General features: G+C 43.0%; 8 protein-coding genes. 1 reads left to right on the forward strand and 7 read right to left on the reverse strand.

Annotation, left to right across the window (positions count from 1 at the left end):
* Nucleotides 1-281: 281 nt before the first annotated feature.
* The 7 genes from NQ505_RS02160 to folP form a co-directional block, all read right to left on the reverse strand.
* The gene (locus NQ505_RS02160; protein WP_008997953.1) at nucleotides 282-1,427 is read right to left on the reverse strand and encodes an AAA family ATPase; all 1,146 of its coding nucleotides are present in this window, start codon (nucleotides 1,425-1,427) and stop codon (nucleotides 282-284) included.
* A gap of 96 nt (nucleotides 1,428-1,523) precedes the next feature.
* Complete coding sequence (locus NQ505_RS02165; protein WP_008997954.1) at nucleotides 1,524-3,494, reverse strand: glycoside hydrolase family 97 protein; 1,971 nt, start codon at nucleotides 3,492-3,494, stop codon at nucleotides 1,524-1,526.
* Nucleotides 3,495-3,529: 35 nt separating this feature from the next.
* Nucleotides 3,530-5,995, reverse strand: coding sequence for an alpha-L-arabinofuranosidase C-terminal domain-containing protein (locus tag NQ505_RS02170; RefSeq protein WP_008997955.1), 2,466 nt, complete (start codon nucleotides 5,993-5,995; stop codon nucleotides 3,530-3,532).
* A 320-nt stretch (nucleotides 5,996-6,315) separates the two neighbouring features.
* Nucleotides 6,316-7,293, reverse strand: a complete 978-nt coding sequence (locus NQ505_RS02175) for a glycoside hydrolase family 43 protein (RefSeq protein WP_032853229.1) — start codon at nucleotides 7,291-7,293, stop codon at nucleotides 6,316-6,318.
* Nucleotides 7,294-7,338: 45 nt separating this feature from the next.
* A complete protein-coding gene (locus NQ505_RS02180; protein WP_008997957.1) occupies nucleotides 7,339-9,675 on the reverse strand; it encodes a beta-galactosidase in 2,337 nt (778 codons plus the stop codon).
* A 205-nt stretch (nucleotides 9,676-9,880) separates the two neighbouring features.
* Nucleotides 9,881-10,645: a diadenylate cyclase CdaA gene (gene cdaA, locus NQ505_RS02185; RefSeq protein WP_004309664.1), complete on the reverse strand. Its 765-nt coding sequence runs from the start codon at nucleotides 10,643-10,645 to the stop codon at nucleotides 9,881-9,883.
* A gap of 11 nt (nucleotides 10,646-10,656) precedes the next feature.
* Nucleotides 10,657-11,523, reverse strand: coding sequence for a dihydropteroate synthase (gene folP, locus NQ505_RS02190; protein WP_008997958.1), 867 nt, complete (start codon nucleotides 11,521-11,523; stop codon nucleotides 10,657-10,659).
* A 117-nt stretch (nucleotides 11,524-11,640) separates the two neighbouring features.
* Here folP and NQ505_RS02195 point away from each other — a divergent pair, with 117 nt between their 5' ends.
* Nucleotides 11,641-13,656, forward strand: a complete 2,016-nt coding sequence (locus NQ505_RS02195; RefSeq protein ID WP_008997959.1) for a sensor histidine kinase — start codon at nucleotides 11,641-11,643, stop codon at nucleotides 13,654-13,656.
* Nucleotides 13,657-13,699: the final 43 nt, after the last annotated feature.

Raw genomic sequence — 13,699 nt, forward strand, 5'->3', positions numbered from 1 at the left:
ATATAATCAAAGCTTGCATTTATAGTTTTCTTATGATGCAAAGAAAGTTTGGTCCCTATACAAAGGAAGTTTATCCCTTATAGAAAAGAAGTTTTCCCATAATAGTCTGGAAGCTATCTGCTAACACTTCTTCCGCCAACTATAGATAAAAGATTTAGCAGACTAGACAATCTGTGAAAGCCAAAGTAGAAAGGTGAAAGGAAAGTGAAAGCCTGCCCTTCACCCGCTAATGTCGATGAATAGGGCATTGTGAAAGGTGAAGGGTATTTTCTTGAATATGATTATTTTAGTATACCAGCGTAAGGCAATGTCTGCAACCACAATTCCATAAAACGGTCGTATACACAATATCCCTCTTCCGCCTTAAATACATATTCTTTATTAATCAGAAATTTAAGGGCTGCATTAATACTACTCGAACCTTTCAATCCATATTTCTTAATAAATATAGAACTATTAATAGCCGCTACGAATTGCTCCCGGGCGATAGCGCGCAACAAAGTTGATTGATTTTCGGTCAACATACCATATAAGCGCTGGTATTCATCCACCTCGGAACGAACTATATCTGCCAAACATTTCTCAAATATAGTTTCATTCAATATGGGTTCCTTTTGTTCATAAAGTCGGTTCAACACATACTGTATATACCATGTATGCCCATTAAAACGTTGATAAATCATCTGAAAGAGTTCATCACTCAATTCCTTTCCTCCGGCCTGCATCCAACGTATGGCAAAAAGAGAATAATGCTCTAAAGGGATGGATGCCAGATTCATCTTTTCTGTACTCCGGTAAAAAGGACGTTTTGCTGAACCAAACATTTCTGCCATCAGATGTTGTTTACTTCCTGAAAAAATAAAATGTACATGAGGTAAAAATTGAATGTAAGAGCGCAACAAGCCTTCTACCCCTTTTTCCGGATATTCAGTGATCTGCTGAAACTCATCAATAGCGATATAACATTCTTTTCCCGAATGTTCCAGGTAATCAAAAATCTCTTTTAATGTTGCCTGTGCCTGGGAAGGTTGAAAATCAAGAGTTGCTTGTGGCACTCCCGTTAAGACATCGGGGGAAAACACTAAACGACAACTTTTAAAAAAGCCACTGATTGCCGCCAACGTCTTCTGCGATAAATTATCTAATTTACCAATCACAGTCTGCCCGAACTGAATGATAAAATCATCCAGACATGTCGTAGAAAAAATATCCATGTAAAAACAAGCTGCCTCCGGATACTCCCGTCGTATCTGATGAAAGACGTTCTGTATTAATCCGGTCTTACCCATACGGCGAGGACTCATTAAGGTCACATTTCTTCCATTCCGTAAAGCGGAAATCAAATGTTCCGTTTCTTCTATCCGATCACAGAAATACTTAGGACCAGCATAGGCATAAATCAAAAAAGGATTATTTACATCATTCATATTCAAGCAATTATTTATAGCGTAATTATTGTAGCACTTTTTATGCTACACAAATTACGCTATAAATAATGATTCTACCAAACTTTTGCCGAACAATCATTTCCCATATGATTCCGCCACGCTTCTATTCACCAATACAACACCTCCCTGTGGAAGGATTTCCAGTTGCACTTTTCCGCTTTCTTTTACTTTCAACGTCACAAGTTGAGGTTCTCCTTTTTTATCATCCTTATACAGAGAAACGGTTTTTCCGGCAAACATTTCTAAATCCAGTTTCAACTTTACGATTTCTTTCCCGGCATTCACAGCCGCCAGATACCAGGTGTCACCATGGCGACGTGCCAAGACTACATATTTTCCCGGATATCCGTCAATGAAACGTGTTTCATCCCACGTGGTAGGAACCGTTTTCATATAGTCCATACAAACAGGGGAAACATCTTTCAGGTTGTTGGGAGCAAGCGCAAAATTCTGTACCGGATTCTGGAATAATACGGTAGTGGCTAATTGAAAGATATCAGTAGTACGGCGGGTAGTTCCTCCGTCATTGTTGCGATTCAGCCGTTTGTTCAGGAAACAACCACCGAATTCCATGCAACCCACCGCGTTGCGGATAAACGGATGCAGACAGGCATTGAAAGCCTCTTCATCACAGAAGTGCTGGCCGAAAACCATATTTTCGGAGGCCAGTACAGCCTCGCTGCCTACATAGTTCGGGTACATACGTTCCCATCCGCGAGGGATGGTGCAACCGTGGAAGATTACCATCAGACCGTGGTCGTCAGCATCACTCAAAATATCTTCATACAGGCGCATCGTTTCCTGCTTGTCGCCACCAAAGAAATCAACTTTGATTCCTTTCACTCCAAGGCTTTGCAACCATTTCATTTCACGTTTGCGGATAATAGCATTATCCATGTGATTCACCGGCCCCTGCTCAATATCATTCCAATAGCCGGAAGAGCTATACCATAAGAAGAGTTCCACTCCTTTGCTTCGTGCGTATTCTATCAAAGATTTCATGCGGTCACGGCCGATGTTCGTATCCCACCAGTTATCGATCAAGGCATACTCATACCCCATTGCAGCTGCAAAATCAATATAGCGCACCTGATCGTCATAGTTAATACTACCATCCTGCCAGAGAATCCAGCTCCATGTGCCGCGTCCGAAACGGTAGTCATGCTTCGTTTCATAAAGAGGACGTACGACATCCCAGATAACGGTTGTTTCCACAATCGGTTTCAAGGTTTCGCCAACAGTTATGGTACGCCAGGGAGTAGTACCGGGAAGGGCAAATGCCGGAGCAGAAGTTCCGTTACCGTTATTTTCTGCTGCCATCGGAAAAGCAACCGTATACAGATTACCTTCGCTTACATCGCTCAAACGAGAACCGCAATAACGACTGTCTACACCTGTTTCGCTGACTAATACCCAACCATCGTCACCGATACGGAACAGACAAGGGAATGTGTAGCCATGCCCGTACTGCGAACGGTCACTCATGGGAGCATCTGCCTTGTACTCTTCCTCATAACTGGGTTTGGTACGCTTCCAACCTATCATGGCATCGCTTTGCGGACATAAGAAAGTAGTTGTTTGTTGCGGAAAGCGAAAGCCGGTTTCTTCGGCAGTTACCGTTACACTTCCTTTTCCATCCTGACGCGGAAGAGTATAGCGAAAAGCTACATCGTGATTGCTGACACGAAAGACTACATCTATTTTCTGCCCTTTCGGATTCTCAAAATTACAAATCAGTTCGTTTGCCTGATAATGCACTTTGGAGGTTTTAATACGATCCTGATGATAAACAGTATCAATCGGAGTAACAGCATGTCCTGTCAGTTTCATTCCTTTTGCAAAGTCACCGATATTCGTATTCATACCCAAAGGAGATTTCTCCAACATTGTCTTTCCATTGTAGGTAATCGAATAACTTGGCTTTTCGGCTGGAGAAGCAGATACAACCAATTGCAGTTTTTCATCCGGCCCTTTCACTACCACTTCCTGTGCTATCAGAGAAGTCAGACAGCAACTAGCCAGCAGGGTACTTATTATCTTCTTCATATTATTTATGTCGTTATTATCTTCACTTTTTTCTGTTATTTCTCATTTGCCTTCTTTATGCGGATCACCGTAAAAGAATAGGCAGGTAATTGATAGTCAAACTTTTCTGCTACTTCCATTGTGTCTTCAACAGGTAGCGGGGTATCGGCCGGTTTGCCGGTCAGTACGGTTCTTTTTGCAGAAGACTGTATAGCACCGATTCCGGAAAGGTCGACATTCGTATTCACCTCTACGGGAAGTAAATTGACCAGCTTCACAATCACGTCGCCACTTGCCGAGTCACGGACAATAGAAGCGGCAATGCGTTTCCGCACTTGATCGTCTCTATTATCAAGAGTGATCTTTGACGGCAAATATTCGTTTCCGGCATTCTGTCCGTAGAGTTTCTGAACATAGTAGCCGGTGGTAGGTTTCACTTCCCGGTTATTGAAGTAAATCAAATCCGGATTCCACTGGGTATGTCCTTCTTTTGCGAGAAGAGGGGCATAGGAAGTCATGTGTACAACATCTCCATTACGTTCCAAGGCAGCAAGATAAAGAGCTTCTGTCAGTGCTGTTTCGATATTCGCCTTTCGTCCCGGTATGTGAGTTGCATATTCGCCCAAGTATACTTTTGTCTTTTTCGAACGATCGTATTTGTCGTAGAAATCCTGGTTGTTCAGGAACCATCCCGGAGTCTGGTAATAATGTTCGTCGACCATCGGAATACCCAGTTTGTCCGCCAGCTTCCATCCTTCCACGTAGTCTGTACCCTCATTGAACGGTCCCACTGTACCGACAACAATCATTTCAGGATATTTTTCTTTGATGGCATTGAAGATCATTGTGAAGCGTTCTTCGAAGATATCAGTGATAAGATCTTCATTTCCGATACCGATGTATTTCAGATTGAAAGGTTTCGGATGCCCGGCTTCGGCACGTACCTTTCCCCATTTGGTCTTCTTAGCGTCACCGTTTGCCCATTCTATCAGATCAAGAATATCCTGAATATAAGCTCCCATTTCGCTCATCGGGATACCACCTTGTTGTCCTCCTCTCAAGTCGCCGTGACAGGCAGAGTTCTGGCAAGGAACACCGGCCGCCAGCACTGGAAGCGGTTCCGCACCAATATCTTCGCAAAACTGGAAATATTCAAAATAACCCAATCCCATGCTTTGATGGTATCCCCAAAGGTTACGCTGTGCTTTTCTTGCTTCCAACGGACCTACTGTATTTTTCCATTGATAAATGTTTTTCAAGCCATCACCATGAGCCACACAGCCACCGGGGAAACGGATGAAACGGGGATGAATATCAGCCAACACTTGAGCCAGATCTTTGCGAAGCCCGTTCTTACGTCCTTTAAATGTATTCTGCGGGAATAGGGAAATCATGTCCAGATTCAATTCACCAACAGATTGAGGGATGATTTCGAGATGAGTGTCCGCAGTAGCTTTAGCAGTTATCACCGCTTTATATGTTTTCCATTGACGGGAAGACACTGTTAGAGAAGTCTCTCCACACACATTTCCTTTTCCATCTACCAGACGAACCTGCAATTTATTTGATTTACCCTGCGGAACCCGGGCGAAGATGGAAAAATCATATTTCTCTCCGGTGTTCAGTGCGATTCCATCAAAACCTGTATTTTCTAATGCAGCTCCCGGTTGTTCTACATTCAGCACGGCATAATGTGGGTTATTGATATGAATAGGGTCGGTAGTATCAATAGTGAAAGTCGTTTTCTCTCCTTTCAGTGCCCAGGAATGAGTGCTGTTCCAGTTCTTATCTCCTTCCCTGTCCGAAGGGTCGTACTCGAAGTCGCGGTTTTGGATAAGTTCTGCATAGAGTCCTCCGTCTGCCGAATAATTGATGTCTTCAAAAAAAGCGCCCAGCAATACATCACTAATGGCTTTTGCACCTTCCGGTTGTACAGTGACCGTTGCTTTTACAGGCTTCAAACCGGCAAAACGTTCTCCATCCTGTACCGGACGTTCTCCATGTAATGAGTTCCGATATTGATTCCAGCCATAATTTTTATCCAATCCATCCACCAAGGTCCAAGCTACCCGGTTGATATTTCCTTTCTGCTCTTCTCCGGCAACAATAGCTTTCACTCTCACTCCGTCAAAATCCGGCGTAGTACGGGGATATTTCTGACTGGTCCAGTTGATTAAATCCTTGGAAGTAGCTTGGCCGTATCCATCATGGTCATTCAGTTTCCAGGTACAAATCCATTCGCCATCGGACGATTGTTTCAAATAAGGATCGAGCATTTTCTTCTGTGATCCCCAGCGGCTATAATCGCACCGGAGATATCCGTAGTTCCGGCCAATTTCAAACCAATTTTCTTTATCTGTACTCCAGGCAAAACGGAGTCCGCTGCGTCCGTCGTCTCCGGAAGTTGCAAAAGAAAACAGATAAACCGAATCGGGTGTACTCGCCATTTCTTTGATTGCAGCTAAAGTGACCTGCTGAAACGACAAAAACAAGACAACTAAAAAGAGGAATAATTTTCTCATGGTATATATTGCATTAAGATTATCAATCGCAAAGTTAAGATTTTCATCATTCTAACAAGCGTGTTTCATATAATAATTGGTAATTATACACTTAAAAATATATAAGAAACAAGTAAACAAGGGTAAAATATACACTTTTTCCTGTATCGTATACTGTTTTCCTGGATTACAACTAGTTGAATCCATCTTATCAGAATAACTCAAAAGAAAACAAAAGGATGGGAATACTCACTGGGAAGCGAAGATTACCCGCCTGAAAAACAATTGGTTTAACAAATCTGGGACAGGTGTTTTTCTCCTGTCCCACGAGATATTTTAGTTCAGAAACCTTCGGGTTTACCATAGGCCTTGAAGAGGCGTTTCAACTCTTTTGGGGTAATCGGTATGACAGTGCCATGGCGCGGATGGAAATCCATACTGATAGCATGGTCAATCACTTTGAAATGTTCCAGATCGGAACTTTCGGTAAACTGGTATTTACCTTTCGTATATACATCATACATCAAAATATACTTATCGGAACCAACCAGCGGGAAAATACCCGAACCTTCTACCGGATCCTTCGTCTGCTGTTTATAGTCATCCGATTCTGTCCATTGGCCGGAGGTTAGAGAGGAGGTAGTGGCCTTTTTAATTCCATTTCCATTCCCTTCCGTTTTGTAGAACAAATGATAGAGTCCATCTTTGTAAATAATGTCGCCGTCAATACATGATTTTTTGTTTTCCGGAAGAAACAGTGGCTTCGGCTCTCCTTCTATATCGGTAAAATCTTTGTTGGCATAAGCATAATAAATGATATCGGGACCATTGCCATGTTGCATGGACCAGTAAACCATGTACTTTCCTGCTTCCCTATCATAAATAGTTTGTGGAGCCCACACACGTTTCAGATCCTCCTGATTGGGATATTTTTTCTGGATATTCACGATATTGGAAGTCCAGTGTACAAGGTCTTTTGATTTCAATAATATCATGGCACGGTTAGAACTCCATCCATTGCCGGACACCATATCTGTCACCACCATATAAAATGTCTTCCCATCTTCACAGCGCAAGATATGGGGATCACGTACTCCACCAGTTGAACTAATCACACGGGAATCAAGTACCGGCTGATTTCCATTCAAGGCTTTATAATTATATCCATCGAGGCTAACAGCCATCCGGACGGCTTCTTCACTCATGCGATTGCCGGTGAAGTAAACAAACAGGTAAGCAGATTGCTGGCAATACCCAGTCAACACTCCCACAAATAGGAATGCGAAAAGAATTATATTTTTCTTCATATTCATCATCATTTCAATGCTTTTTCATCCATTGTTTTATTCTTGTTCATTCACTGTTTAGTAGTTGAAATCAGCAGGTTTCACATATACACGATATTCCTTAATCATACCCGGATACCCTTTTTCGGCACGAGGCAGATAGCGGAAACCGGTCACATTTTCCACTTTGCTCAAGTCAATTACCAATTGATGAGGATAAGGAACATTGTCCACTGTCATCCAGAAAGTGGATTCCTGCAAGTCGAATATCTTGTCGGCTGTACGGTTGCCACTACGCGTTTCTTCACTATCGGCATAACGAATCTTCCAATGTTCGCGGGATACCGGTTTACCATCAGCTCCCAGGACATCAAACTCTGCTATCGCTGCGATGTTATCATTTGCTTGTGGAGAAAGTGCTTCCAGACAGAAATAACGTCCTTTCACCGGAGTGGCAAATCGCACTTCCTGCCAGCCGTTACCCGGAGTGAAAGCTCCTTCATGGCCCACTTTCTCACCCGTCAGTTTCAGTTTTTCTCCATCCTTGCGGTGTGTTTCGGGAGCTTTTTCACGAAGCACATCGAGAATTGGTTTCTTCAAACCTTTGATGGAAGCCCGGGTAGGACCTTTCAAATCCAGAACGAGGATTTCATTCTCTCCTTCTTTCAGCCAGCACCCCGGCATAAAGAGAGTCTGCTGCGGACCGATTTCCCAGAAACGCCCCATTGCATGACCGTTCACCCAGACCATACCTTTTCCCCATGTACTCATATCCAGGAAAGTATCTCCTACTTTATCCAGTGTAAAGGTGCTCTTATAATAGGCAGGCATAGTCGGTAATATCTTTTTATCGCTATATTTCTTATCTTTTATAAAAGAATAATCTACCGGGAAGTTATACACAGTCCAGTTTTTCAATTCCTTAGTCTGGTTACCCGAAATAAGTTCCACCTTTTCGGTGATTCCTTTGCGGTCGTGGATGGATTTGTCAAAGTTCACACGTCCCATTGCTTCCACAAGAATATCCAGTTGTGTGCCTTTTTTCAGCGCGGGCAGGATCGTTGTAAATTCTCCCTTACGACGATCCAAGCGTGCCAGCAGTTTACCGTCGGCATATATCTGCGCCCAGTCGTGCACTTCCGTAATTTGCAAAGTGGTGCCTGCAAGAGTCGTTTCGGGCAATGTGGTACGATACAGAATCGTTCCCCATCCCTGGTTGAATTGTTCCATCGGTTGAATATCCACCGTTTGTTTTGCCTCCGGCAGATTTGAGAAAAGCGGAGCCACTTTATGGAAGTGAAACTCAGGGATTTCAATAACAGGCAGAGCTGCGGGCACTGCGGGCAACGTCTCACCTGCCGGAAGATAGTTTTTCAACAAGTCACGAAGCAAGAAAAACTTGTCAGTCGTCCATCCGGGTTCGCTAATCGGAGCATCATAATCGTATGAGCTGCACATGGCGGAATAAGCCGGGTTGTTCGCACCTCCCCAATGTCCGAAAGTCGTTCCTCCGTGAGTCATATACAGACTGAAAGAGATGTTCCGGTCGAGCATATCCTTGATGCCCTGTACCATATCTTTTGCAGGACGTGTCTCATGTTTGCGTCCCCAGTGGTCGAACCATCCGCTCCAGAACTCGCTACACATCAACGGAGTTTCAGGACGAAGTTCTTTAAGTTTTTTAAATTGCTGGTCGATATTGGCACCTGTTCCAAAGTTCACCGTCCAAATCAGGTCATCGAGCGCGTTATTGGTGAAGTTACTGCTCCAGTCGCATTGAAACAGAGGTACATCAGTAAAACCAGATTCACGAACCAGGTCGCGCACGGCAGAGACATAAGGTTTGTCGATTCCATAAGAACCGTATTCATTCTCTACCTGTACCATGATGATATTTCCCCCTTTATTCACTTGAAGCGGAGCCAGTTGCTTACCGACCTCTTTCATAAAGATGCCTACCCGTTCCATATAATAGGGATCGAGCGTACGCAAGGCTATATCTTTTTTCTTCAACAGCCACCAGGGAAGTCCCCCCATCTCCCACTCCGCACATACATACGGACCAGGACGGACAATGACATACATACCGTGTTTCTGTGCCGCACGGCAGAAAGCTGCAATATCATTCTGACCGGAAAAATCGAACTTTCCTTCTTCCTGTTCATGGATATTCCAGAAAATATAAATACAAATAGTATTCATGCCTAATGCCTTGCACATCTCAATGCGATGCTCCCAATAAGCTTGCGGGATGCGGGTGTAATGCAACTCGGCAGCCTTCACCACAAACGGTTTTCCATCCAGCAAGAATGTGTTCTTGCCTGCCTCAAACTTCCGTGCAGTAGTTTGCGCCTGTGCAGTACTAAAGAAAATAACTGTAAAAAGTACCAGTAAAGCAATCAATCTGTTTTTCATGGTTTATTCAAAAATAGAATTTTAATAGTATACGGCAAAGGTAGGCGATTCACCTAAAAAGGAGGGCATAATTATCATTCAAAAAGGGTTGGAAATAAAGCAAAATAGCGCCAAATAGCAGATAAAACAACAATGGTCGGAAGATGAGAGGCATTTTACCATGCTCATCTTCCGACCATTTGTCCGGTATGTGATTACAATAAAATCAGTTTTCTTTTGTCAATAGACTTTCCAGTTCTTCCGCATTCAGGCGGAGGTAGAATTGTCCGCGATAGGCTACGGAGATAGCGCCCGTTTCCTCTGAAACAATAATGGCATGTGCGTCCGACTGTTGAGAGATTCCCATCGCTGCGCGATGCCGCAAGCCAAGTTCCTTCGGTATATTCAAATCATGGGAAACAGGAAGGATACATCCCGCCGCCTTGATACGTTTTTTGCTGATTACCATTGCGCCATCGTGCAACGGGCTATTCTTGAAAAAGATATTCTCGATTAAACGCTGATTGATTGCCGCATCAATCAATTCGCCCGTACGAACGACCTCATCTAAAGGAGTATTATGCTCAATGACAATCAATGCGCCAACTTTTTGTTTCCCCATGCTTAAACAAGCCATTACCACGGGCATGATATCATCGTGCTTCAACGATTCTTTCTTCGATCCGCTAAAGAGACGGGCCAATGCACTGACATGCCGATGAGATCCCAAAGTCAAAAGAAAACGGCGTATCTCATCCTGAAAAAGCACAATCAACGCTATTACACCCACATTCATCAATGTGTCGAAAATAGAACCCAACAGTTTCATCTCCAGCACTTGTGTCACCACCAGCCAAATCAGAATAAAAACCAAAATTCCGGTGAATACCTTGATGGAGCCGGAAGCTTTCATCAGTTTGTAGGTATAGTACAAAACAAAAGCTACCAGCAGGATATCGATAAAATCTTTTATGCCAAACTCAAAAAACATGCACCCTCCTCTTATTTGTCATATCCACTCTCTATTTTTAATTTCTCTGTGATCCGGACAGCTTCCACCGCCTCACGCACATCATGTACACGCAGGATGTGCGCTCCTTTCATCAACGCAACAGTGTCCAATACGGTTGTCCCGTTTAATGAATCTTGCGGGGTTCCTCCCAATAATTTATAAATCATTGATTTCCGCGAAACTCCCACTAAAACGGGAAGTTCGAATATGTGGAATTCTTCCAGATGCGCCATCAGTTCATAATTATGCTCCAATGTTTTTCCGAATCCGAATCCCGGATCGAGAATGATATCTTTCACTCCCAAGTCGCGAAGTTGCTGCACTTTACGAGCGAAATACAGGAAAACGTCTTTAATCAGGTTATCATAAGACGGTTCTTTCTGCATACTTTGGGGTGTTCCTTTCATATGCATCATAATATAGGGCACTCCCAAGTCGGCTACTGTCTGAAACATCCGGTGGTCCATTTCACCGGCAGCTATATCATTAATCATAGCAACTCCATAATCTTTCACACATTCTTCGGCTACATCAGCCCGGAAAGTATCAACAGAGATAATGGCTTCCGGATGATTACGGTTCAGGATTTCCAGACCGATACGCAGTCTGTTCATCTCTTCTTCAGCAGAAATATGTTCGGCATTCGGCCGTGAAGAATAGGCGCCTATATCAATTATCGAAGCACCTTCATCAAGTATCTGACGGGCCCGGGCAGCAATGTCCTCTTTGGTCTGCATCCGGCTGCCGGAATAAAAAGAATCGGGAGTTACATTCAATATTCCCATCACCTGCGGAGTAGCAAGATCGAGCAACCGCCCTTTTACATTTATATAAATAGGAGATATAGGTTTCATCATTGACAACATTCCTTTTAGATCGCCTACAAATGTAGATAAAAAAAGCAAGTATTCGTACTAAAAAGAAGAAATAAACGTATATTTGCAAACTATAGAAGAAACCGAAAAATTCATACCATGAGCCGATTAACCCTATTTCACGTAGGATTTCTTTTCCTCATTTTGTTCTTTACCACTACTGCTAAAGCTCAAAAAGAGGCTGAAACTTTCAATGTTGACTTTACTCTCTATGAATATTATCAACGTTGTCAAGAATACTTATTAGAGCCTGTTGTGCTTAGCATGTCCGACACATTGTTCAGAATGGCCGGTGAACGGCATGATGAACGAATGCAGGCAGTAGCCATAGCCACCCGACTGGATTACTATTATTTTCAGGGAACCAATGAAGATAGTGTCATCCACTATACCAACAAAGTAAAAGAATTCGCCAAAGCCACTCATCAGCCTAAATATTATTATTTTGCATGGGCCAACAGGCTAGTTACCTATTACTTAAAAACAAGCAGAACAAACATAGCACTTTATGAAGTGCAAAATATGTTAAAAGAAGCTCAGGAAGAGGATGACAAAACCGGTTTGTCCCGTTGCTACAACATTATGTCGCAAATCTACACTATCAAAAGATTCGATTCGATGGCCTTCGAATGGCGGTTGAAGGAAATCGAACTAACTGAAAAATACAATATCGAAAACTATAATATTTCCCAGACGTATGCCCAGATAGCCAACTATTACATCAGCCAGAAAAAGCAAAAAGAAGCATTGAGAGCTGTGGAAAAGGCCATTTCAACAGCCAATTCTTCTACACAGCAAATATCTGCCAAGTTGGAGTACGTTAACTATTACAGCAAGTTCGGTGACTTTCAGGCAGCCGAAAAAATATTGAAGGAATGTCAGATTGCATTCGAACAGGATAAAAGACTGGAATCGATCAAAAAGAGACTGTATAATATAGAATGTTTGTACTATCAGCAGACCAGGCAATATCAAAAAGCACTGGAAGCTGCAGAGATGCAAGAAAAGGAAGAGCACCGTTTAAGCGAAAGTATACTTAGCAGCAGTCACTATCGTACACAGGGAGAAATCTACCAGAAGATGGGGAATATGAACATGGCAGTCAAATATCTGCAAATGTATATCAACACCGATGACTCCTTAAAAATAGCCAATGAGCAAGTAGCCAGCAGCGAATTTGCCACCTTGCTAAACGTTGAGAAACTCAATGCCGAAAAGAAAGAACTAATGCTCCAGGCACAGGAAAAGGAGTTGCATAATAAAACAACATTGATTATCTCATTGATTATTTTATTAGGTATTCTATTCTTATTCCTTTATAGAGAAAACTTCCTGAAACGCAAACTGAAAGTTTCGGAAGCAGAACTCAAAACAAAGAATGAGGAACTTACGGTGTCGAGGGAAGAATTACGTAAAGCCAAAGACATAGCGGAAGCGAGCAGCCGGATGAAAACAACGTTCATCCAGAGCATGACCCATGAAATCCGTACACCGCTCAACTCTATTGTAGGCTTCTCGCAGGTGTTAAGCGATCACTACAGTAATAGTCCGGAAACACAGGAGTTTGTCAATATTATCAAGAGCAACAGTAACGACTTGCTCCGACTGGTCACTGACGTGCTCGCTCTATCGGAACTGGATCAATATGAGCAACTGCCCACAGATGATGAAACAGATATGAATACGATCTGTCAACTTGCCTCTGAAGTGGCCAAAGACAACAGGCAAAAGGATGTAGAAGTTCTGTTCGAACCTGCAAAAGAAAACCTGCTCATACGCAGTAATTCGGAACGCATATCACAGGTGTTGAACAACCTGGCACATAATGCCGCCAAATTTACAACTCATGGCAGTATCCGCATAGCTTATTCCGTACTGGAAGCTGAAAAGAAAATTGAAATCAGTGTCACCGATACAGGAACAGGTATTCCGAAAGATCAGCAGGAGGCGGTATTTGAGCGTTTCTACAAAATGAATTCTTTCACACAGGGCACCGGTCTCGGACTGCCGATATGCCGGAGCATTGCCGAGAAGTTAGGAGGCAGCCTCCGGATCGACTCTTCCTATACGGACGGATGCCGGATGATACTGACTCTTCCTTTGGTATATGCCTAAGTAAAAATCTGTCCGAACTCCCATCAAATCCGAAAGAATAGCC

This window comes from Bacteroides sp. D2 (genome assembly GCF_025147085.1).
GTDB lineage: Bacteria > Bacteroidota > Bacteroidia > Bacteroidales > Bacteroidaceae > Bacteroides.